25 protein-coding genes, 2 tRNA genes and 1 pseudogene are annotated in these 20,850 nt (G+C 63.0%); 18 read left to right on the top strand and 10 right to left on the bottom strand.

The genetic code is table 11. The features are described from left to right. The first annotated feature begins 315 nt into the window (after positions 1–315). From AC0L2A_RS27185 to AC0L2A_RS27165, 5 genes are all read left to right on the top strand, one after another. On the top strand, positions 316–711 hold the full coding sequence (locus tag AC0L2A_RS27185) for a thioredoxin family protein (RefSeq protein WP_473611435.1): 396 nt from the start codon (positions 316–318) through the stop codon (positions 709–711). A 9-nt stretch (positions 712–720) separates the two neighbouring features. Next, complete coding sequence (locus tag AC0L2A_RS27180) at positions 721–1,440, top strand: cytochrome c biogenesis CcdA family protein (protein ID WP_473516042.1); 720 nt, start codon at positions 721–723, stop codon at positions 1,438–1,440. Positions 1,441–1,550: 110 nt separating this feature from the next. Next, complete coding sequence (locus AC0L2A_RS27175; protein WP_473611434.1) at positions 1,551–3,659, top strand: molybdopterin-containing oxidoreductase family protein; 2,109 nt, start codon at positions 1,551–1,553, stop codon at positions 3,657–3,659. A 56-nt stretch (positions 3,660–3,715) separates the two neighbouring features. Beyond that, positions 3,716–4,414: a DUF2270 domain-containing protein gene (locus tag AC0L2A_RS27170; RefSeq protein ID WP_473611432.1), complete on the top strand. Its 699-nt coding sequence runs from the start codon at positions 3,716–3,718 to the stop codon at positions 4,412–4,414. Between the two features lie 365 nt (positions 4,415–4,779). After that, entirely contained in the window at positions 4,780–5,049 is a 270-nt protein-coding gene (locus AC0L2A_RS27165) for a DUF680 domain-containing protein (RefSeq protein ID WP_473611431.1), read from the top strand. Between the two features lie 78 nt (positions 5,050–5,127). Here AC0L2A_RS27165 and AC0L2A_RS27160 read toward each other — a convergent pair whose 3' ends face one another. The 3 genes from AC0L2A_RS27160 to purM are packed head-to-tail and all read right to left on the bottom strand — an operon-like array spanning position 5,128 to position 7,440. Further along, positions 5,128–5,652 (bottom strand): SixA phosphatase family protein, encoded by a 525-nt coding sequence (locus tag AC0L2A_RS27160; protein ID WP_473611429.1) that lies wholly within the window; start codon positions 5,650–5,652, stop codon positions 5,128–5,130. Between the two features lie 16 nt (positions 5,653–5,668). Beyond that, positions 5,669–6,379 carry a phosphoribosylglycinamide formyltransferase gene (purN, locus tag AC0L2A_RS27155; RefSeq protein WP_473611427.1) on the bottom strand — a complete coding sequence of 237 codons (711 nt, stop codon included), beginning with the start codon at positions 6,377–6,379 and terminating at the stop codon, positions 5,669–5,671. Next, positions 6,376–7,440, bottom strand: coding sequence for a phosphoribosylformylglycinamidine cyclo-ligase (purM, locus tag AC0L2A_RS27150; protein WP_473611426.1), 1,065 nt, complete (start codon positions 7,438–7,440; stop codon positions 6,376–6,378). The genes purN and purM overlap by 4 nt, the downstream gene beginning before the upstream one ends. 257 nt (positions 7,441–7,697) lie before the next feature. On the opposite strand from purM, the gene AC0L2A_RS27145 reads away from it, so the two are divergent. From AC0L2A_RS27145 to hdaA, 3 genes are read left to right on the top strand one after another with little or no spacing between them, the layout of a single operon-like run. Then, positions 7,698–8,255, top strand: coding sequence for a CDP-alcohol phosphatidyltransferase family protein (locus tag AC0L2A_RS27145; RefSeq protein WP_023800643.1), 558 nt, complete (start codon positions 7,698–7,700; stop codon positions 8,253–8,255). Next, the gene (locus tag AC0L2A_RS27140; RefSeq protein ID WP_023800642.1) at positions 8,227–9,426 is read left to right on the top strand and encodes an AI-2E family transporter; all 1,200 of its coding nucleotides are present in this window, start codon (positions 8,227–8,229) and stop codon (positions 9,424–9,426) included. Before AC0L2A_RS27145 ends, AC0L2A_RS27140 begins: the two co-directional genes overlap by 29 nt. Positions 9,427–9,431: 5 nt before the next feature. Then, complete coding sequence (gene hdaA, locus AC0L2A_RS27135) at positions 9,432–10,136, top strand: DnaA regulatory inactivator HdaA (protein WP_023800641.1); 705 nt, start codon at positions 9,432–9,434, stop codon at positions 10,134–10,136. A gap of 414 nt (positions 10,137–10,550) precedes the next feature. On the opposite strand, the gene AC0L2A_RS27130 is transcribed toward hdaA, so the two are convergent. Further along, a complete protein-coding gene (locus AC0L2A_RS27130; RefSeq protein WP_473611425.1) occupies positions 10,551–11,552 on the bottom strand; it encodes a GlxA family transcriptional regulator in 1,002 nt (333 codons plus the stop codon). 126 nt (positions 11,553–11,678) lie between these two features. Between AC0L2A_RS27130 and AC0L2A_RS27125 the strand changes: the two genes are divergently transcribed. The 4 genes from AC0L2A_RS27125 to AC0L2A_RS27110 all read left to right on the top strand — a co-directional run bounded on the left by AC0L2A_RS27125 (position 11,679) and on the right by AC0L2A_RS27110 (position 13,383). Then, on the top strand, positions 11,679–12,506 hold the full coding sequence (locus AC0L2A_RS27125; RefSeq protein ID WP_208602468.1) for an alpha/beta fold hydrolase: 828 nt from the start codon (positions 11,679–11,681) through the stop codon (positions 12,504–12,506). Between the two features lie 135 nt (positions 12,507–12,641). Next, positions 12,642–12,718: transfer RNA gene (locus AC0L2A_RS27120), tRNA-Pro, on the top strand. A 222-nt stretch (positions 12,719–12,940) separates the two neighbouring features. Next, positions 12,941–13,246 carry an ETC complex I subunit gene (locus tag AC0L2A_RS27115; RefSeq protein ID WP_027152615.1) on the top strand — a complete coding sequence of 102 codons (306 nt, stop codon included), beginning with the start codon at positions 12,941–12,943 and terminating at the stop codon, positions 13,244–13,246. A 60-nt stretch (positions 13,247–13,306) separates the two neighbouring features. Next, positions 13,307–13,383 (top strand) — tRNA-Arg (locus AC0L2A_RS27110). 95 nt (positions 13,384–13,478) lie between these two features. On the opposite strand, the gene AC0L2A_RS27105 is transcribed toward AC0L2A_RS27110, so the two are convergent. Together AC0L2A_RS27105 and AC0L2A_RS27100 are read right to left on the bottom strand one after the other, a co-directional pair. Next, a complete protein-coding gene (locus tag AC0L2A_RS27105) occupies positions 13,479–13,901 on the bottom strand; it encodes a YidB family protein (RefSeq protein ID WP_027152614.1) in 423 nt (140 codons plus the stop codon). A gap of 255 nt (positions 13,902–14,156) precedes the next feature. Then, the gene (locus tag AC0L2A_RS27100; protein ID WP_473611443.1) at positions 14,157–14,282 is read right to left on the bottom strand and encodes a hypothetical protein; all 126 of its coding nucleotides are present in this window, start codon (positions 14,280–14,282) and stop codon (positions 14,157–14,159) included. Between AC0L2A_RS27100 and AC0L2A_RS27095 the strand changes: the two genes are divergently transcribed. From AC0L2A_RS27095 to AC0L2A_RS27080, 4 genes are all read left to right on the top strand, one after another. Then, a complete protein-coding gene (locus AC0L2A_RS27095; RefSeq protein ID WP_473611442.1) occupies positions 14,224–14,463 on the top strand; it encodes a DUF982 domain-containing protein in 240 nt (79 codons plus the stop codon). The genes AC0L2A_RS27100 and AC0L2A_RS27095 overlap by 59 nt on opposite strands. A gap of 488 nt (positions 14,464–14,951) precedes the next feature. Further along, the gene (locus AC0L2A_RS27090) at positions 14,952–15,251 is read left to right on the top strand and encodes a DUF1236 domain-containing protein (RefSeq protein ID WP_023800634.1); all 300 of its coding nucleotides are present in this window, start codon (positions 14,952–14,954) and stop codon (positions 15,249–15,251) included. Between the two features lie 68 nt (positions 15,252–15,319). Next, positions 15,320–15,520, top strand: a complete 201-nt coding sequence (locus AC0L2A_RS27085) for a hypothetical protein (protein WP_023800633.1) — start codon at positions 15,320–15,322, stop codon at positions 15,518–15,520. A gap of 14 nt (positions 15,521–15,534) precedes the next feature. Next, positions 15,535–15,744 (top strand): hypothetical protein, encoded by a 210-nt coding sequence (locus AC0L2A_RS27080; RefSeq protein WP_473611424.1) that lies wholly within the window; start codon positions 15,535–15,537, stop codon positions 15,742–15,744. A gap of 94 nt (positions 15,745–15,838) precedes the next feature. Here the strand turns inward: AC0L2A_RS27080 and AC0L2A_RS27075 are convergent, their stop codons facing one another. Both AC0L2A_RS27075 and AC0L2A_RS27070 read right to left on the bottom strand, forming a co-directional pair. Further along, complete coding sequence (locus tag AC0L2A_RS27075) at positions 15,839–17,131, bottom strand: Nramp family divalent metal transporter (RefSeq protein WP_473611423.1); 1,293 nt, start codon at positions 17,129–17,131, stop codon at positions 15,839–15,841. A 342-nt stretch (positions 17,132–17,473) separates the two neighbouring features. After that, a pseudogene (locus AC0L2A_RS27070) lies at positions 17,474–17,562 on the bottom strand (transposase); the annotation flags it as partial. 25 nt (positions 17,563–17,587) lie between these two features. Between AC0L2A_RS27070 and AC0L2A_RS27065 the strand changes: the two are divergent. Continuing rightward, a complete protein-coding gene (locus tag AC0L2A_RS27065; RefSeq protein WP_023800630.1) occupies positions 17,588–18,814 on the top strand; it encodes an anion transporter in 1,227 nt (408 codons plus the stop codon). A 48-nt stretch (positions 18,815–18,862) separates the two neighbouring features. Here AC0L2A_RS27065 and AC0L2A_RS27060 read toward each other — a convergent pair whose 3' ends face one another. Both AC0L2A_RS27060 and AC0L2A_RS27055 read right to left on the bottom strand, forming a co-directional pair. After that, a complete protein-coding gene (locus AC0L2A_RS27060) occupies positions 18,863–19,252 on the bottom strand; it encodes a YkvA family protein (RefSeq protein ID WP_473611421.1) in 390 nt (129 codons plus the stop codon). A 101-nt stretch (positions 19,253–19,353) separates the two neighbouring features. Further along, positions 19,354–19,851, bottom strand: coding sequence for a MarR family winged helix-turn-helix transcriptional regulator (locus AC0L2A_RS27055; protein WP_473611420.1), 498 nt, complete (start codon positions 19,849–19,851; stop codon positions 19,354–19,356). A 171-nt stretch (positions 19,852–20,022) separates the two neighbouring features. Between AC0L2A_RS27055 and AC0L2A_RS27050 the strand changes: the two genes are divergently transcribed. Then, complete coding sequence (locus AC0L2A_RS27050; RefSeq protein ID WP_473611419.1) at positions 20,023–20,823, top strand: SDR family NAD(P)-dependent oxidoreductase; 801 nt, start codon at positions 20,023–20,025, stop codon at positions 20,821–20,823. Positions 20,824–20,850 lie beyond the last annotated feature (27 nt).

Here is a 20,850-nt window from a genome sequence, read left to right as displayed (position 1 = left end):
CCCCCCCCCGTGGGGGGTTTGTGGCCGGCCGGGGCGGGGGGGGGGGCCGCGCGTCGCCCCCCCGGGTGTCCCCCCGCCCCCCCCCCGGCCCCCCCCCCCCCCCCCGCGACCCCCTCTGTCGCCTTCGGCGACATCTCCCCCTCAAGGGGGGAGATAGGCGCTTGCGCCACTGCAAGTGGACACAAGCGAAGGGCGGCCTCGGTAACATTACCGTGAGCCTGTAACGTTCGCCGTCGCTGGCGCGAACAACGGACCGTATCCTCATGTCCGCCATGGCGGGATTACTTGCCCGCCGATACCTTCAGGAGTCAAGAAATGCTAGACCGTCGCACCTTCCTCATCGGCCTGACCGCAATATCAGGCCTCGCCTCGGCTCCGGCGGCGCTGGCTGCCAGCCGCATGGCCTACACACGGCAGGCCTTCGAAAAGGCGCAAAAGGCAGGCAAGCCGATCCTGGTCGAGATCACCGCCAGCTGGTGTCCGATCTGCAAGGCGCAGAAGCGGGTGCTCGGCAAGTTGCTGCCTGCGCCCGAGCACGCAAACCTGGCCGTTTTCGAAGTCGATTTCGATTCCCAAAAAGAGGTTGTTCGGGCTCTTGGTGCGCGGATGCAGAGCACGCTGATCACCTTCAAGGGCGCAACGGAAGTCGGTCGGCTTGTTGGCGTGACCAAGGCGGATGCCATCAAGCAATTGCTTGATAAAACGATCTGAGCGGCGGAGATGCTACTCGGCTTCATATTTTCGTTCCTGGCCGGGGTGCTGTCGACGCTGTCGCCATGCGTGCTGCCGCTGATCCCGATCGTGCTCGGTGCTGCCGTCAGTCAGCATCGCTATGGCCCCATCGCGCTGGCCGCAGGACTTGCCATATCCTTCACGGCCATAGGGCTTTTCGTCGCCACGATCGGGTTCTCCGTCGGGCTTGACGGCGGTGTCTTTCGCAGCGCCGCCGCAGTTCTGATGCTCGTCCTCGGCACGATATTGATCGTGCCGCCACTCCAGGCGCATATCGCGCTTGCGGCCGGTCCGGCCGGCAACTGGGTCGAGCAGCGGTTTGGCGGCTTTTCATCCGTTGGCCTTTGGGGGCAGTTCGGCGTCGGTCTGCTGCTCGGCGCGGTGTGGAGCCCTTGCGTTGGCCCGACTCTCGGTGCCGCTTCCGTCCTTGCAGCGCAGGGCCAAGACCTTGGCCAGGTTGGGGTCACCATGGTCCTGTTTGGTCTCGGTGCTGCCGTGCCGTTGCTGATCCTCGGACTACTGTCCCGCGAGACCTTGCTGAGTTGGCGCAGCCACATCGCCAGCGCCGGCAGCGGGTTGAAGGTCGCCTTCGGCGTCTTGCTGGTGATGACCGCCGCCGCGATTCTGTCTGGGTTCGACAAGGCGTTGGAAACCGCACTCGTCAACGCTTCGCCCGAGTGGCTGACGGCGTTGACGACGCAGTTCTAACGGCTCCGCGCTGGTGGTCGCCAGATTTTCAGCTTGCCTCAGCAAGGAGAAGCAAGTTAGCGCTGCATCTGGCCCTACACGCCGCTTTCGCAACCGACTAGTCTGCTCCCATGAATCAACACGCCAAGCTCAGGATCGGCCATTCGGCCTGTCCGCATGATTGCCCGTCGACCTGCGCGCTCGAGGTCGAGCTGCTCGACAGCAAGCGCATCGGCCGCGTCCATGGCGCCAAGGCCAACAGCTACACGGCTGGCGTCATCTGCGCCAAGGTCGCCCGTTATGCCGACCGCGTCCATCATCCCGACCGCTTGCTGAAACCGCTGATCCGGGCGGGCGCCAAGGGTGAGGGCCTTTGGAAGGACGCGAGCTGGGAGGCCGCACTCGACTTGGTCGCCGAAAAATTCATCGCGGCCGAGGCAAGATATGGCTCGGAGACGGTCTGGCCCTATTACTATGCCGGCACGATGGGACTGGTGCAGCGCGATGGCATCGAGCGGCTGCGCCACGCGAAAAAATATTCCGGCTTTTTCGGTTCGATCTGCACCAATCTGGCCTGGACCGGCTGGATGATGGGGGCCGGCGCGCTGCGCGGTCCCGACCCGCGCGAGATGGCCAAGTCCGACTGCGTGGTGGTCTGGGGCACCAATGCCGTGGTCACCCAGGTCAACGTCATGACCCACGCGATCAAGGCGCGCAAGGAGCGCAGCGCCAAGATCGTCGTCATCGACGTCTACGAGAACGCGACGATGAAGCAGGCCGATCTCGGCCTGGTGCTGAAGCCCGGCACCGACGGTGCGCTGGCCTGCGCGGTGATGCATGTGCTGTTCCGTGACGGCATGGCCGACCGCGCCTATTTGGCAAAATACACCGACGATCCGCACGGTCTGGAAGCGCATCTTCAGACGAGGACGCCGCAATGGGCGGCTGATATCACCGGGCTTTCCGTCGATGAGATCGAAGCCTTCGCCCGTCTCGTTGGCACTACCAAGAAAACCTATTTCCGCCTCGGCTACGGTTTTTCGCGGCAGCGCAACGGCTCGGTCAACATGCATGCCGCCGCCTCGATCGCCGCGGTCACCGGCTGCTGGCAATATGAGGGCGGCGGCGCCTTCCATTCCAATTCGGGCATCTTCAAGCTGAACCAGGAACTGCTGGAAGGCACGCGGATGCGCGACCCGGCGATCCGCCATCTCGACCATTCGCGCATCGGCCCGGTGCTGACCGGCGCTGAGGATGCGCTCTATGGCGGCCCGCCGGTGACGGCGCTGCTGATCCAGAACACCAATCCGGTCAATGTCGCGCCGGAGCAGCGGCTGGTGAAGCAGGGTTTTTTGCGCGACGACCTGTTTTCCTGCGTGCACGAACAGTTCATGACCGACACCGCAAAACTCGGAGATGTCGTGCTGCCGGCGACGATGTTTTTAGAGCATGACGACGTCTACAAGGGTGGCGGCAATCAGCACATCACGCTCGGGCCGAAGCTGATCGACCCGCCGGAAGGGCCGCGCAGCAACCATTTCGTCATCGAGGAACTCGGCAAAAGGCTCGGTGTTGGCGACAGGCCTGGCTTCGGCATGACCGAGCAGCAGCATATCGACATCATTTTGGGCAAGCGCGGGCTGGGCAGTTTTTCGAGCCTCAAGGAACAAAAGTGGCTCGATTTGCAGCCGGCTTTCGAAGCGGCGCATTTTATCGACGGCTTCGGCCACGCGGACGGAAAATTCCGCTTTCGCGCCGACTGGACCGGGCAGGCGGCGCCCAACCGGCCGCCGAAAAGCATGGGCCTGTTCGGGCCGGTGGCAAGCCTGCCGGAATTTCCCGACCACGTCGATCTGATCGAGGTGGCGGATGCTGCGCATCCGTTCCGGCTGGCCACCTCGCCGGCGCGCAATTTCCTCAACTCGACCTTTTCCGAGACGCCGGTGTCGAAGGCCAAGGAGGGACGGCCGGAACTGCTTTTGCATCCGGACGATGCGGCAGCCTGTGGGCTGGCCAATGGCGACCGCGTCGAGATCGGCAATGCACGCGGCGAAGTCGTGCTGCACGCAAGATTGTTCGACGGCGTCAAGCGCGGCGTCGTGGTCGCCGAAGGCATCTGGCCCAACAGCGCCCACGAGCGCGGCGAGGGCATCAACGTCCTGACCGGCGCCGACGCGCCGGCGCCCTATGGCGGTGCGGCGTTCCACGACAACAAGGTGTGGCTGCGCCCGGCAAAGTGAAGCGTCGGAACGATATGCCCAACTAGCCGTTTTTGCGTGGCGGTGGAGACATGGTGATGGCAGAAGCGTTGGCAGCGCCGGCCCCCGTTGGAAGGACGCTTTCGCCCGGCGAACTCGTGACCACGATGGCGCATTTTCATCGCGCCGAGATTCTGCGCATGACGGGGTGGCGCGACCGCCTGGACCGGACGAGCAATTGGGCGATAACGGTCGTCGCGGCAATGTTGTCGATCTCGCTTTCGACGGCCAGCGCGCATCACGGCGTACTGCTTTTTGCCATGCTGCTTGTCCTGTTGCTGCTGTGGATAGAAGCGCGGCGATATCGCTTCTTCGACGTTTACCGGGCCAGAGTGCGCCAGTTCGAACGGCACTATTTCGCGCAGATATTCTCGCCGCAGCCGGACTTCGCGTCCGATTGGCTGTTGGTCGTCGGCGAAAGTCTGCGCACTCCAAAATTCCTCATTTCGCAACGAGCGGCGTTGGCGCGCCGTCTGCGTCGAAACTACATCCACATGCTGCTGATCCTGCTGTTGGCCTGGATCCTGAAACTGTCGACCCCCAGTCTTCTAACCGAAGGTGTCCGCATCGACTTCGTCAGTTCGGTGCGCGAGGCGGTTGCCGGCGCTGCTCTGGGGCCCATTCCCGGCCTGGTCATCGTCATGCTGGTCGCAGCCTTCTATGCCGGCCTGCTGGTCACGGCGTTCCTGACCGCCAGCGACGACGGCGAACTCTCTTTTGGCGACGTGCACGTCTAAGCGGCAAACGAAGCCGGCAGCTGTATGACTTCACTTCGCGCGTCAGCGGAAAAATCGAACCGATCGGTTCGTTTTCTATTGACGGATCGTGCATGACACAGTGAACGCCGGCTCAGCAGATGGCCGCGACACGCGGCAGGCGTATTTGCCTAACGTATTGAAGAGAATGTGAAAAATCATGGCGAAGGAAGCCTTTTAGCGGATTTCAAGCACCCGGTTCAGGGCGTGGCCGGAACATCTTTGTGATTGGAAACTGCTGCAGGGCCAACCCACCTCGGGGTGGTCCGAGCGACGCGAAATCCTCCCAAGGCACGCCACCAGACGGACAACAACACTGAAAGTATGAAAGTACTGGAGTACCTGAAATGACCAAGATTGCTTTCACCGCTGCCGCCATCCTCATTGCCACAGGCAGCGCCTTTGCCGGCAGCGACCATTATGGTTCGGACGGCGTCAACCAGCCGGCCGCGCCTGCTGGCAATGCGCCCGTTGGAAATATCGACAGCACGTTCACGGGTTCGATTCGCAAGCCGTTTACGGCGGAGCACAATACCGTCAATACCAACGCGACGACCCAGCCCGGCACGACTGAACCGGTCGTGCCTCAGTCCGGCCGGGGCAACTGGGGCCGCTAAATCCTCAAGCTGCGGAACGCAAAGAGCGGCGGGCTTGTCCGCCGTTCTTGCTTTTGCATATCAAGTCACAGCCCTCGTTTAGCGCAGATCCTTCGGCCAAACGCAGCGTGTCAGCCGCGCATCGCCGAGGGCCAGCCGCGCCCAGTCACCGTCGAAAACGAAGCGGGCAAGAGCCGCTGTCGGGAATTTTTCTTCAAGCTTTTTGAGTGCCGCGGCATCCGACCCGGCGCCGGCAAGTCGGCGCGCGAATTCCTCCAGGCCGGGATTATGGCCGAGCACCAAGAGGCTGATTGTTGCCGCATTTGCCTGCCGGACCTTGGCGAGAACGTCTGCCGCGCTGGCCTCGTAGAGCGCCTGGACGAATTTGGCCGGCGTTTTCGCGGGCAGTTCCGCCGAGACCAGCCGCCATGTGTCGCGGCTGCGCAGCGCTGGCGATACCAGCGCCAGATCGGGCAGCCAGCCCTGGCTGGCCAGTTCGCGACCGACCAGCGGGGCGGCCTTCAGCCCGCGCCCGGAAAGCGGCCGGTCGAAGTCGATGAGGTCAGGATCGTCCCAGCTCGACTTGGCATGACGCAGAAGAAGGAGTTGCTTCGTTGTCGCCATGCCGGCCTCCTCCTGCTCAGGGCGTGATGCGCGCCAGCTGCTCGAGGTCGGTTTCCTCGCGCAGCGGATCGGGCGCCATGATCACCGAGGTGCTGTTGTCGGCATCGTCGGCGAAGTGGGCAAGCACGGTGCGGCCGCCTTCCATCCGCGCCTTGCCTTCGGCGACCAGCCCGAGCGCCAGCGGATAAAGCCGGTGCTCGGCCTTCAGCACACGCGCGGCGAGCATGTCCTCATTGTCGCCGACCATCACCGGCACGGCGGCCTGGGCGATGATCGGGCCGTCATCCATGTCCAGCGTGACGAAATGCACCGTGCAGCCATGGATGCGTATGCCCGCGCGCAAGGCGCGCGCATGCGTATCCAGCCCCTTGAAGGCGGGCAGCAGGGCAGGGTGGATGTTGATCATCCGGCCCAGCCATTTCTCGACGAAGCGCGCGCCGAGAATGCGCATATAACCGGCTAGCGCCACGATCTCGGCGCCGAGCGAGGCAAGCGCGGCGTCGATTGCCCCGTCATGCGCTTCCTTGCTGGTATAGTCGGCCCGCGAAATCACCTTGGTGGCGATGCCTCGCGCCGTCGCGATACCGAGACCGGCGGCATTGGCCCGGTCGGAAATGACGCCGACGATCTCGGCCGGATAGTCCGGGTTGCTGGCCGCGGCGATCAGCGCCGTCATGTTGGAGCCGCGTCCCGAAATCAGCACCACCGTGCGTTTGCGCATGCTCATAGGCCGATCGCGCCCCGATAGATCACGCCGGCGTCGCGGCGCGGCACGATGCGGCCGATCGGCGTCACGCTCTCGCCGGCCTCCTGCAGCACGGCCGCGACCTGTGCCGCCTGGCCGGAGGCGACGGCGAGGATCATGCCGACGCCGCAGTTGAAGGTGCGCATCATCTCGTCGGGCGCCACGCCGCCGGTCTTGGCCAGCCATGAGAACACCGCCGGCACCTCGATGGCGTCGAGGTCGAGCTCGGCCGAAAAATCCTTCGGCAGGACGCGCGGGATGTTTTCCGGGAAACCGCCGCCGGTAATATGGGCCAGCGCCTTGATGCCATGCGTGTTACGGATCGCCTTGAGGATCGACTTGACGTAGATGCGGGTCGGCTCGAGCAGCGCCTCGGCCAGCGTGGCTTCATCGTTGAAGGGCGCTGGATCGGTCCACGCAAGGCGGCTGGTGGCGACGATGCGGCGGACCAGCGAAAAGCCGTTTGAATGCACGCCCGTCGAGGCCAGCCCCAACAGCACGTCGCCCTCGACGATGTCGTCGGTCGGCAGCAACTGGCCGCGTTCGGCCGCGCCCACGGCAAAGCCGGCGAGGTCGTAGTCGTTGCCGTGATACATGCCGGGCATTTCCGCCGTCTCGCCGCCGATCAGCGCGCATCCGGCCTGCCGGCAGCCCTCGGCGATGCCGCCGACGATCGCCGCACCCTGGTCGGGATCGAGCTTGCCGGTGGCGAAATAGTCGAGGAAGAACAAGGGCTCGGCGCCCTGCACGACGATGTCGTTGACGCACATGGCGACGAGGTCGATGCCGATCGTGTCGTGCTTGCCGGCATCGATGGCGATCTTCAGCTTGGTGCCGACGCCGTCATTGGCGGCGACCAGCACCGGGTCGGTGAAGCCGGCGGCCTTGAGGTCGAACAGGCCGCCGAAGCCGCCGATCTCGCCATCGGCGCCCGGCCGGCGCGTCGCGCGCACCAGCGGCTTGATCTTCTCGACCATGAGGTTGCCGGCATCGATGTCGACACCTGCCTCGGCATAGGTGAGCCCGTTCTTGCGCTTGCTCATCACTCTTTCCTGCTTTCCGGGGCTCTTCGCATGAACGGCTGCGCCTCGCAAGGATAACGGCTGGCTCAGGCATTTTCGGCACCATAAAATCGTGGACGAGGCCTCAGGCAAATCTCCAACATTGGCGATGGCGAAGGCCTTGAAGATAGCCAATCTCTCCCCACAAGCGGAGATTGGCAGCATCTGCGTCGCTCTCACTTGCCGTAGCCTCTCATCTCTATCATGTATCATCAAAACAGAAGCGACGGGACATGCGTTTGACCATCCCCAACATGATCACGATCATGCGTTTCGTGCTGGTGCCGGGCGTGGTGCTGGCCATGCTGCAGGGGCGCTGGGACTGGGCTTTCGCCGGCTTCCTGATCGCCGGCATTTCCGACGGCGTCGACGGCTTCATCGCCCGCCATTTCAACCAGTTTTCGCAGCTTGGCGCCTATCTCGATCCGATGGCCGACAAATTGCTGCTGGTCTCGGTGTTCGTGGTGCTGGGCTTCATCGGTGAATTGCCGCTGTGGCTGGTCGTCACCATGGTGTCGCGCGATGCGCTGATCGTCTGCGCCGTCGTTTTGTCCACCGTCATGGCCCACCCGGTCGAGATGAAGCCGCTGTTCGTGTCGAAGGCCAACACCGCCGTCCAGATCGGGCTGGCGGCGGTGGTGCTGGGCGAACTGGCCCTCGCCATCGATCTCGATCCGCTCAGGCCGGTGCTCATATTGCTGTCCGGGGTCTTGACCGTGGCTTCGGCCGCGGCCTATCTCGTGGCTTGGCTGAGGCATATGAGCGGCTATGGCGAAGGCTCCAAACCGGATACCTGACCAGAACATCGACGCGGCAGCCGAAGCTGCCGCTGCCGATGCGGCCGCGTCCGGCGTGTTTCGGCGCCAAATCCGCTTCTGGCTGATCAGCGCCATCATCCTCGCGGTCTTCCTCTATGTCTTCAGCGGCATCCTGCTGCCGTTCGTCGCCGGCATGGTGCTCGCCTACTTTCTCGACCCGGTCGCCGACCGGCTGCAGCGGCTCGGCCTGTCCAGGCTGATGGCGACGATTGTCATCCTGTTTGCCTTCATCGTCGTTCTGGTGCTGGCCTTCGTCATCCTCATTCCGGTGCTGGCTTCGCAGATGGCCGATTTTGCCAGCAAGCTGCCGGAATACCTGACCCGGCTGCAGAGCCTGATCACCAGCTTCGATCCGAGATGGCTGGAAGAGCAATTCGGCGTCGACGCCAATGGCCTGCGCGAAGGGTTGAACTCGCTGCTGACCTCCGGCTTCGGCCTGCTGACCACGGTGTTCACCTCGATCTGGAGTTCCGGCGTGGCGCTGGTCTCGGTGGTCAGTCTGTTCGTCGTCACGCCCGTCGTCGCCTTCTACATGCTGCTCGACTGGGATCGCATGGTGACGATTGTCGACAGCTGGGTGCCGCGCGATTATGTCCAGACCGTCAGGGCGATCGCCAACGACATCAACACCGCCACCGCCGGCTTTGTGCGCGGTCAGGGCACGCTGTGCCTGGTACTGGGTGCCATGTACGCCACCGGGCTGACGCTGACCGGTTTGAATTTCGCCATCCTCATCGGCCTGTTCGCCGGGCTGATCTCCTTCATCCCCTATGTCGGCTCGCTGACCGGGCTGGTGCTGGCCGTCGGCGTCGCCTTCGTCCAGTTCTGGCCGGACTGGACCATGGTCGCGGCGGTGGCCGGCGTGTTCTTCGTCGGCCAGTTCATCGAGGGCAACATCCTGCAGCCGAGGCTGGTGGGAAAAAGCGTCGGCCTGCATCCGGTGTGGCTGATGTTTTCGCTGTTTGCTTTCGGCGCGCTGTTCGGCTTCGTCGGCTTGCTGATCGCCGTGCCGGCCTCGGCTGCCGTTGCCGTCCTGGTGCGCTTTGCCATCGCCCGCTATCTCGAGTCGCCGCTCTACAAGGGCCACAACACCGAACCTGTGCCGCCGCTGCCGGCGCGTCGCCGCGGGAGCGGTGGGCCGCGCAGTTGAGCCAGATGCCGGACAACAAGATCGACCCGCCGCGCCAGTTGCCGCTCGATCTCGGCCACGGAACCGGCTATTCGCGCGACGAACTCGTCGTCTCAGGCACCAACAGCCAGGCGGTGGCGCTGGTCGATCGCTGGCCGGACTGGCCGTCGCCGGTGGTCGTGCTCGCTGGCCCCGCAGGCTGTGGAAAAACCCATCTGGCGTCGATCTGGCGCGCCCGCGCTGGCGCGGTGAAGGTCGACGCCGGTCGGATCGGCGACTGCATGGCGAGCCTCGGCGCGCGGCCGGCCCTGATCGACGATGTCGATGCCGGTCCGGTCGATGAAGAGGGGCTGTTCCATCTGATCAACGCGGTGCGCGCGGCCGGCTCGACCTTGCTCTTGACCGCGCGGCGCTTTCCGTCCGCCTGGGGTGTCAGGCTCCCCGACCTCGCGTCGCGGCTGAAGGCGGCGGCGATGGTCGAGATCCACGAGCCCGACGATCTCTTGCTGGCCGGTGTCATCACCAAACTATTCGCCGACCGCCAGGTCGAGGTCGAGCCGCATGTCGTGCAATATCTGGTGCGCCGCATCGAGCGCTCGCTGGCCACCGCGATGCGCGTGGTCGAGCGGCTCGACCGCACGGCACTGGAGCGCAAGACGCCGATCACAAGGGCGCTCGCCGCAGAAACCGTCAGCGCCATGGATGAGGGGCAGGGCGAGTTCGAGATTTAGGCGGTGGGAGAACCTCCCTTCTCCCACAACAAGGGGAGAAGGTTAAGAAGGAATCCAGCGCGATGCCGGTGACGGCTGGGCGCGGTTCTTCCTTCTCCCCTTGTGGGAGAAGGTGGCCGAGCGAAGCTCGGTCGGATGAGGGGTGTTCCAGGGAACACCAACGCCTCATTTCTTCCAGCACCCCTCATCCGTCTCGGCGCTGCGCGCCGATCCACCTTCTCCCCCAAGGGGAGAAGGAAAAAAGCTCCGGCCGGTGTCCCATTTCGGGAAACATTGACTGGCATCTCTCTTGCACATGCAAGCTTGCCGGCTAAACCCGGTCCTGATTGCGTTCCAAATCAGGTTGTAGGCTCGCCGGGAGATGGGCGGTTGGGGTTCTCTTCCCGGCGAGCTTGCCTTCAACGAGGTGATAACTCAACTCCCTACGCCCACCACCGCCGCTCGTTCCGCGCCGAAGCGTCTGCGGTAGTCGCCCGGCGCCAGGCCGGTTATCCTGGCGAACACTTTGCGGAAGGAGCCGGGATCGTCATAGCCGACATCCCAGGCGATCTGGTCGATGGATCGGGTCGTCGCTTGCAGCATCTCACGCGCCTTGCCGACGCGCAGGTGCTGGCAATACTCGGTCGGCTTGAGGCCGGTGGCGTTGCGAAAGCGGCGCAAAAAAGTCCGCTCCTCCAAGGCCGCATGCTCCGCCATGGTGGCAAGCGTCACGTCGCGCGCGCCTCTCGCCTGGAGCCAGTGCTGCACCTTGAGGATGGCCTCGTCGCCATGGTTCAGCCTGGGAGCAAAGGGGCTGTAGAAGCGTTGCTCGCGTCCCGGCGGGTCGACCAGCATGAAACGGGCGGTGTCCATCATGACGGTCGGCCCAAGCACCCTGTCGACGAGTTTCAGGCCAAGGTCGGTCCAGGCCATATAGCCGCCGGCGGTGATGATGTCGCCGTCGTCGATGACCAGCTTGTCGGCATCCAGCACGATGTCGGGAAAGCGTATCGCCAGCGCGTCGCGATAGGCCCAGTGCGTGGTCGCCGCACGACCGGATAGCAGGCCAGCCTCGGCAAGCACGAAGGCGCCGGCGCAGACCGAGCCGAGCGTCGCGCCCGCCGCATGACGAGCCCTGAGCCAGTCGGCGTAGGGCGCGGCCGTCTCGCGAGGGATCGGATCACCCAGGGTCGGAGGCAAGATGACCATGGCAGGTCCATGGCCGGGGCCGGGCTCGCTGTCGAAGCTGCGGATGACGGTTTGGCTCGCCTCCTGCCACTGCCAATGGCTGACGCGAAGCCTCAGCCCGTCCGGCGACCGGTCGGCAGCCAGCCGGTTGGCCAGCTGAAACAGGTCGGTCAGACCGAGAACTGCCGCTTGCTGAACGCCGCGATACACAACAAGCCCGATTTCAACCCGGTCAGACAGCGCAATCACCTGTCAGTTTTGCCACGTTCAATGTCTGTTTTGCCAATTCTCACCATGACTCGGTTGCAATAGGTTGTCCACAGAAGGAACGAACCTTCCCCACCAATTCAGCCAATTGCAGCAAGGAGTAAGACGATGAGCACATTCACCACCGAGGACCGCACCGAGATTTTTTACAAGGATTGGGGCACAGGCCAGCCAATCGTGTTCCATCACGGCTGGCCGCTCAGCGCCGATGACTGGGACAACCAGATGCTGTTCTTCCTCGACAAGGGCTATCGCGTCATCGCGCATGACCGGCGCGGGCACGGTCGCTCGACACAGACGGCAACCGGTAACGAGATGGACACCTATGCCGCCGATGTCGCGGCTCTGGTCGCTCACCTTGATCTCAAGAACGCCGTCCATATCGGCCACTCGACCGGCGGCGGCGAGGTGGCGCGTTACGTTGCCCGCTACGGTGGCGAGGGACGCGTCGCCAAGGCGGTGCTGATCGGCGCGGTGCCGCCGATCATGCTCAAGACCGACAGCAACCCCGGCGGCCTGCCGATCGAGGTCTTTGACGGCTTCCGTGCCGCTTTGGTCGCCAACCGCGCCCAGTTCTACAGGGATGTGCCGGCCGGCCCGTTCTACGGCTTCAATCGCGAGGGCGCCAAGGTCTCGCAAGGGGCTGTCGACAATTGGTGGCGCCAGGGCATGATGGGCGGAGCCAAGGCTCACTACGACTGCATCGAGGCTTTTTCCGAGACCGACTTCACGGAAGACCTGACGAAGATCGACGTGCCCGTCCTGATCATGCACGGCGATGATGACCAGATCGTGCCGATTGCCGACTCAGCCCTGCTTGCCGCCGGGCTCGTGAGGCACGGCACGCTCAAGGTCTACGAGGGCCTGCCGCACGGCATGTGCACCACCCACCCGGAGATCATCAATCCGGATCTTCTGGCGTTTATCCAGGGCTGACGCTTCGCAAGCTTCAGGCGGGCAGGCTCGGCCGGCATTTCCCACCCCGCTCTCGACTCGGCCTGCCGTTTGTTCCGTTTTCGTCTTTTAGGGGTTGCGCAGCCAAGTCCGGAACCCTATACGCCGCCAAGGACTCGGAGTGTAGCGCAGCCTGGTAGCGCATCTGGTTTGGGACCAGAGGGTCGGGAGTTCGAATCTCTCCACTCCGACCATCCATTCACCACGCTGCCGTTAACCCGGATAAAACGTCCCCGCCGGGAAGAAAACGCCCGGTGCGATCTCGGTCGTCCTGTCCACGGCCGTCACCTCGCGCCATCATCGTCGGTGGCCCGCCGTGAAGGGGCACGGCAGGCTCGGCCTTGCCGCCGGCGGCATTGCGCAGTAATGACGGGAATACAGCGGCGGTGCCGCTTGCACGTAGCAACGAGGTGTTCATGTCCGCGCGCATTTTCAGCCCAGCCAAAACCGCGATGCAGTCCGGCAAGGCCAAGACTGGCCACTGGGTGCTGGAATTCGATCCCGAGATGCGCAAGAAAATCGATCCGCTGATGGGCTACACCACGTCAGGTGACATGCGGAGCCAGATCAGGCTCACCTTCGACACAAGGGAAGAGGCGGTGGCCTATGCGGAGAAAGAGGGGCTGGCCTATCGCGTCGAGGAGCCGAAGGAATCCAAGCGCCGCCAGATTTCCTATGCGGAGAATTTCCGCTATGACCGCAGGACGCCCTGGACGCATTGACCGGCAAATGCCGGGCAGCCGTCCCAGCGCATAAATTAGCCGGCCTTGGCGTCGGCCAGCGGTCCCGTAGCTCAGCTGGATAGAGCACCGGCCTTCTAAGCCGATGGTCACAGGTTCGAATCCTGTCGGGATCGCCAGCATTTTCAGGGTCCATTCTGGGCTAGTATAGGCGATGCGCTGATCGGCCCGCGTCCTCGCCCGGAGGCGCGGGCTTTCATTTTTCAGCTTGGTGCTAAGTGCGACTGGCTCCAGGTGCCTCGTCGAGGAGATTTGGACCTTTACTCACAGGCATCTGGCCGTCGGGAGTAAGCTTGTCCACTGCGTCGGGCAGTTCACTTGTGAGCCGGTCGAGAAGTTCCTCGCGGGACAATCCGGTTTGCTCGGCGAGATCGCTCAACGTTTGCGGGTCGATCGCTTTCTCGACCTGGTCGCGCTGAACGGGGCGATTCGATCCTGTACCAACCCAAGAATCGACTTGATCGCCCGCACCCGCATTCTTGAGACGCTCCAGGATGTCGCCGAGCCCGCCGGTGGAGCCAGCGTTTTTGGCATCTGTCGAGTTCCTACCGGCGATTAACTCGCCGATCTTGTCCCTATTCTTGTAGGCAAGCAGGCCAAGCAAGGCTATGGCGACTTTTCCTATGTCAAGGCTCATTTCGCACCTCCTTCCATGGAGAACGGACAAGGCATGCGGCTTTGAAAGGTTCCACGGTATTTGCTGCTGGGCTGGTTTTCAGTTCGGTTAAGGACGATGGGGCTTCCCGGTCGAATCCAGGCAGGACTTCAGCGCGGGCGCCGCCGAAACGATCAAGGCTATCGGACGTGCGTGTTCAGCCTCGATCGTTTCGGACAGCGGCGCTCTGAATTCACAACCATGCAACCACTGCCTTGTCTTTGCGTTTAGCCGCCTTCAATCCCGGCGAGCTTTAAAAATGACGGCGTTCACCCCGATTTCAATCACCTTGAATGGCAAAGCGATGGCGATCGCGTCGATAGCCGACGCTGCGAAAGCGCTGAAGCAACCATGGCCATCCATGGATAAGCCGTCCCGACTTGAAGCGATCCGAATGATCGAGGAATGCCTGGCCGGACATTGCAGTCATCAAGCTGCGTTCGCTGCTTTCGAGGCGGCCGCATCTGAACAGGGCCTTCTCAGGCAAAAGCCTACAAGCGCAGGCCTCAGGAAATTCGACGGGGTTGCCGAAGACCTGATGTGAGGTGATGCTGCCCTCGCGACCTTGAACCGCTGACAGGCCTCGCCCGGGTGGACTTGGCCGTGATTGTGGACCACCCGCCAAATGAGGAATGGCGGGTAGTCCTTATCAGCGCAGGAAGGGACGTAGCTGCGCAGATCTCGGTTCATTCTTGGTCCAATCGTCAAAGTCCGGCGGGTTCCCTGGCTAACGACCGTTCGCCAGCAACGTGATGGAGACGGCGAAGACCGCAGCGAGTAACCAGCGGGCTTGGTGGACGCTGTTTTCCATCGGCTCCTTGCGTGAGCTCACAGCTAGCAACTGCTACGAGCAGCCGCAGTTCCGGGTGGCGGGGTATCCGGGCTATTACGCGAAAACAGGTGAGACTTAGGTCCCGTCTCGAATCAGACCGAAGCCCAACCAAGGAACGTTTGCGGCTGCCTGAGGTTTGGTGAGCCTGGCGCGAAGACGATGCCGTTCAGCGCGATAGAGCTCACATCAAGGAGGCACTTATGAGTATGCGTCTTTCCACTGCAGCCGCTGGGTTTCTGTTGCTGGCCGGTATCGGCGCCGCTGCCGCTCAGGACGTAGTCATCGAGCCTGAACAGGAGACCGTCATCAGGGAATATGTCAAAAAGCAGCCGCTGGCATCGGTGAAAATCCCTGGAGTGGAGCTCAATATCGGCTCAACCTTGCCCGAAACCGTCGAACTTCATGAAGTCCCCGACACAAAATACCGTTACGTGGTGGTCGACAACCGGACCGTTGTGGTTGACCCGGGCACGCGCAAGATCATCAAAGTCATCGAATGAGCTAAGCGACTGGACCCGCCGTGCCGAAAGGTGCGGCGGGAAGTCGAGCGACGAGGAATGTGATCACCATGTCGAACCGTGAGATTGGAGCGTCGCAGGCGCTGCGAATACGCGTGGCTGACCTCGCTGAGAGGATGCGCGGCGCCCGGATTACCGAAAACGAACTGAAGACCTTTCGAAAGGTCGCAGCAGTCCTGGAGGACGGCAAGGGCAGAATCGATGCCGACGATTTGATTGCCGCATCCTTCGTCGTCGATCCGCCGGACTGACAAGGAGTGCTGCAATGTCCCTGTCACCCAGCCTATTCTCTGTTGGCCTGACTTTCCAATGCCCGCAGTGCAACTTCACCGTCATCAAGAACGGCCGCTGGTTTCAGGTCGTTTCCCATTACAAGTGCGAGGGATGCGGACGCGAGATCCGGATTACCTATCCCGACAAGATTGCGATCTTCCACAAGCACGCGCACTTGGCCATGCCGCCGGGAGCGCGGTAGCTGCGGCAGATGTGCAGACCAACTCCTTCATTGCCAACTCCTTCATTGAAAGTGAGCTCGAATTGCCGGACTCGAGCGCGAGTGTCATGGTGACCTAGATAAACCAGGTCGCCACCAGCCCCAAAGAGGCGGAAAAGATTGCGATCGTAGTAGCCCATCCCAGGGCGTTGGTTGTCCGGCTGTTGACCTTGTCTCCCATGATCCGCCGGTTGTTTGTCATCAGCATGATAAGAAGAAGCAGTGGCGGCGTGGAAAAGCCCTGCACGATACCGGACCAGACGAGCGCCTTCATTGGGTTGAAACCCAGGAAATTCAGGCCAACAGCAATCAGCGTGAAGGCGCCGATCGCGATATAGAACTTTGGCGCCTCACGCGGCTTGGCATGAAGGCTGTGCTCCCACCCGACCGCCTGCGCCAGATCGTATGCGGCACCTGTCGTCATGACCGGAACGGCAAGGAACCCGACCCCGATCACGCCGGCAGCGAACAGTACGCCGGCGGCTGCACCAGCGAGCGGCTTGAGAGCTTCGGCTGCTTGAGCGGCGGTCTCGACGTCGTGCTCACCGGCTTCATAGAGCGTAGACCCTGTCGACAGGATGATGAAGTACATGATGAGGTTGGAAAAAATCATGCCGATCAGGATATCGCGGCGGGAGCGGCGCAGTTCACCGTCCGTGGCGCCCTTGCGCTTCCTCAGCGTCGTTCTCCCCTCGGCAATCTCTTCCTCCACCTCCTCATTCGACTGCCAGGTGTAGAGATAGGCTGAAAGGGTGGTGCCGATGATGGCCACCAGAATGGACAGGAACTCGCGGCTGAACTGGATTTTTGGAACAAGGGTTCCCCACAGCACGGCTGCCGCATCCGGCTTCGCCATGATGGCCGAGCCGACATAGGCAAGCAGGGCCAGCGCGAGCCAGCGGAAGATGTTGCGTATGAGCGTGTAAGAGCCCCAAAGCTGGAGAGCAAAGATCGCGGCCGCGACTACAATCACAATGAGGGGGATCGGAACAGGAAGGAAGATGTTGATGGATGCAGCCATGCCGCCGAGATCGGCGGCTGCTTCGATCGTGTTGCCGATCAGCACGCCCACAAGAACAGCCCAGAGCAGCCACCGGGGGTAGAAGTCCTTGATCGCATGAAAGAGGCCGCGGCCCGAAACCTGTCCAAGCTTCGACGAGAGATACACGACCGTGTACATCATCGGCAGCGTTACAGGAGCGGTCCAAAGCAGGTCCGGGCCAAAGCGCGCGCCGGCACTTGCATAGGTGCCGATCGCCGAGCAATCGTCGTCGGCGGCGCCGGTGATAAGGCCGAGTCCAAGTGCTCGCCCTATGCCGTCCTTCTTGTCTTCCCGTGGTGAAGTGGCGTTACGATCGCGCTGCGTCATTGCGGCCACGCCGCGCAAAGAGCGTCACGCGCAAGCACGAGAAAAACGTCGCGAGCAATTATCCTATAAATGTACTGCAGCACGGGAGTGGGTCTCATACCGGCAAACCTCTACCGCCGTTCCAACTCCGCAATCGGCTGCTTGTTCCCCGCGTCAGCCGAGTGTTCAGGGCATGATAGAGCCCACGATTTCGATGAGCTTGGGCGTCTTCCAAACCTTTCATCTTTTGACGGAACCCTACCCGGCGTTTTACGAGATATTCTGCCCGTGTGATTGTCTGTTGGCCGATGTGCCGCCAATGGTTCGACGGCGCGCGTGTCACATCAATCTTTGATGTTGCCAAAAGGCTCGCTCGATCGGATTGAGTTCGGGTGAGTATGGCGGCAGGAATCACAGCTTGCGCCGGCTGCCCTTAGGGCCTGGGGCAGGGCGGATCTGAACGGGGCTTTTCCACGAATGACTTTGATGGGCGCGGCGGCACTGCTGATCCTGATCCTGACCTATGCCGGCGTCGCCGTCGGCAGGTTCCCCGGCTTGCGCCTCGACCGGGCAGGCATCGCGCTGCTCGGCGGTGCGGCGATGATCGCCATCGGCGCACTCAGCCTGGAGGACGCATACCGCGCCATCAGTTTCGACACGATCACGCTGTTGCTCGGCATGATGATCGTCGTGGCGCATCTGAAAGTCTCGGGCGCCTTCCGTGCGCTCGGCGCCATTGCCATCGAGCATGCGCATGCGCCGTTCATGCTGCTTGTGATGGTGACGCTGCTGACCGGGGTGCTGTCGGCGTTCCTGGTCAACGACGCGATCTGCCTGGTCATGGCGCCGATCGTCGTCCACGTCACCCGCGTCATCAACCGAAACCCTGTCCCCTATCTGATCGCCACCGCTACGGCGTCGAATTGCGGCAGTGTCGCCACCATCACCGGCAACCCGCAGAATATGGTCATCGGCGCGCTGTCGGGGATTTCCTATCCGGCCTTTTCGGCGGCCCTTGCGCCGGTCGCGCTGTTCGGCCTCGTCGCCGTCGTCGTCATCGTGCGCATCGTCTATCGCGCCGAGTTCGCGCGCAAGGCCGAACTCAGCCCCGAAGTCTATCGCGGCCGCATGTTGCCGGGCCAGGTACTCAAGGCGGTGGTGGTCTGCATCGGACTGGCGATCGCCTTCTTTGCCGGCGTTCCGGTCGCCAAGGCGGCGCTCATCGGCGGGGCCATTCTTCTCGTGACCCGTGCCATAAAGCCGGCGCGCATCTACCGCGAGATCGACGGGCCGTTGCTGTTCATGTTCGCCGGCCTGTTCATCGTCGTCGCCGGCGCCGAGAAGACGCTGCTCACGCCCGACATCATAGCCTCGGCAAAAGGCCTCGGGCTGGACGACGTCTGGCGGCTGTCCGGCTTCACCGCGGTACTATCCAACATCATGAGCAATGTTCCGGCTGTGCTGGCGCTGCGGCCGTTCATACCCGGCCTGGAAGACCCCGAGCGCGCCTGGCTGGTCGTCGCGATGAGCTCGACGCTGGCCGGCAATTTCACGCTGCTCGGTTCAGTCGCCAATCTGATCGTCGCCGAGTACGCGCGGGTCTCCGGCACGCCTCTGTCGTTCGCCGCCTTCTTCAAGGTCGGGCTGCCGCTGACGCTGGTTACGCTGCTTGCCGGGACGGCGTGGCTGGCGCTTGGGTTTTAGGCCGCCGGCGCAGCAGGCAAGGCGATTTCAAGTGCAAGCCTGATCGGACTATTTGGCGTGGGTGGGCCAGAACGCCCAGATCAGCAAAGCTGCCAAAGCCAGCCAGAGCGCCACGACAAAGAACATTCCCGTCCTGCTTTGCGGGTGAGTTTCGAGCGCGGCCGCCCGCGCTCGAAACTCGTCCATCAGCGGCGGCGGAACAAGCCTTATGGCCAGGATCACGCCGAGCGGTACGATGATCAGGTCGTCGAGATAACCGAGCACCGGAATGAAATCCGGGATCAGGTCGATTGGGGAAAGCGCATAGGCGGCTATCATTCCGGCAACGAACTTTGCAAACCAGGGCACTTGAGGATCGCGTGCGGCGAACCACAGGGCGACGACATCAAGCTTGATGTCGCGGGCCCGGCTTTTTGCCGCTTCCAGCCATGCTTTCATAGGGTCACTTTAGCACAGATTGTCGTCCGCCTGCATCCGAGCGGTTGCCGGTCGCGCAAAATCAGACCGTCCATAGCGCGTCCCAAAGGGCGCGCGGCGCTTTAACACTCCGACGATTCGGTGCTGCTCGGCGGCTTCGCGCCCGAAACATAGGCGTCGAGAAAGTCCTGCGAGGCGACATCGTCGGCGAGGCTCCTCAGCTTTTCGGCCGCGGCCGCCCCCAAAATCGCCTCGACGCGCCGGTTGGCCTCGACCCACACGACATATGCCTGCTGGTATCGCGCTTTGCCGAGCGGCGTCAGCACAGCATGCTTGGTTCGCCGATCGTGGGTATCGTGGCGGACCTCGACCAGACCGTCGCGCACAAGCGGCCGCAGGGCATGCGTCAGCGCTGAGATCTGGATCGCCAGGCGGCCGGCGAGGACCTGCAGCGTCGGCCCGTCCTCGCCGTAAGCGGCCTCGAGCCCATCGATCTGGCCGAGCAGAAGGGTTTGCGTTGACGTCAGCCCGGTTGGGACCAACGCCACGTCATACAACTGGCCAAGCCGCCGCGCCGCACGGCGCAGCGACGAATTGATGCAGACGAAATCGTTCGGCATGCCGGGCGCTTCCGCGTCTGGCTCGCCCCGACCTTTTAGCGATGCGAACGATTCGACTGCTTTTTTCATCCTTACAAAATAGTTGAGGGCTGAAGCATTGCAAAGGGGCGCAGATTTGGCTAGTTGGTTGAGCGCTCAACATTTGAGCCCTCAACTTTCAGGAGATAACCCATGTTGAACTCCGCTTCCAAGCCGATCGCCGTCGTCACCGGCGCCTCCGCCGGCATCGGCGCCGTCTATGCCGACCGCCTCGCTGCCCGTGGTTATGATCTTGTGCTTGTGGCGCGCCGCGCCGAACGCCTGAAAACCCTCTCGGCAAAGCTGTCGCGGGCCTATGGCGCCAAGGTCGAGGTGATCGGCGCCGACCTGACCAAGGAGGAGGGCTTGGCGCGTGTCGAGAAGGTGCTCGCCACCAACGCCGCCATCACCCTGCTTGTGAACAACGCCGGTAACGGCACGCTCGGATCGACGATAAACACGTCCGACGAGAATGCCGCGTCGACAATCGCGCTCAACATCACGGCGCTGACGCGCCTGACGCGAGCGGCGCTGCCGGCATTCCTGTCGCGCAACGCCGGGGCGATAATCAACATAGCCTCGGTCCTGGCGCTGCACTCGCTGCCGATCACCGCCCTCTACAGCGGCACCAAAGGTTATGTGGTGAACTTCAGCCGTGGCCTGCAGGAGGAGCTTGCCGGAACCGGCGTCAGGCTGCAGCTCGTTCTTCCTGCCGCGACCGCCACCGAATTCTACGAGTTCGCCGGCATGCCGCTTTCAGCGTTCGACCCGGCAGTGGTGATGACCGCGGAAGACATGGTCGATGCGGCCCTGGCAGGCTTCGATCAGGGTGAAGCCATCACGCTGCCGTCGGTCCACGACCGGGCGCTGTGGGAGACCTATGACGCCGCCCGCGCCACCTTGTTCGCCGCGACGCAGACCGGCGAGCCGGCGCCTCGCTACCAGGCGGCCTGACGCCGCCCGACCGCCCTGCGCGCGCGC

Source organism: Mesorhizobium sp. WSM4844 (assembly GCF_055811775.1).
This window is presented reverse-complemented; position numbering and strand designations above follow the sequence as displayed.